Here is a 290-nt window from a genome sequence, read left to right on the forward strand (position 1 = left end):
GCCAGCGACCGCAACACCGGCAACACCTTCGCCGTCCCCTTCCCGTACGCCGCCCCCGGCACCGTCGCCTCCTTCCGCAACCGCAGCCAGGACGGCTTCTCCGGCGGTGGACAGATCGGCTACAACTGGCAGCTGACCCCCGGCTCCGGCGTCGTCATCGGTGTCGAGGCCGACGCCCAGTACCTCGACTTCGGCCGTAACCGGAACAACGCCTTCGTCTCCGGCGCCGTCGCCCCCGGCTACTACCTCACCGACCCGCGCGGCCTCTCCAGCCTCGACTTCTTCGGCAC

Annotated in this window: 1 pseudogene; it reads left to right on the top strand. The window is 70.3% G+C overall.

Annotation, left to right across the window (positions count from 1 at the left end):
• A pseudogene (locus ACLBXO_RS32175) lies at positions 1–290 on the top strand (porin family protein); the annotation flags it as partial.

It is taken from the genome of Methylobacterium sp. C33D, from assembly GCF_053345825.1.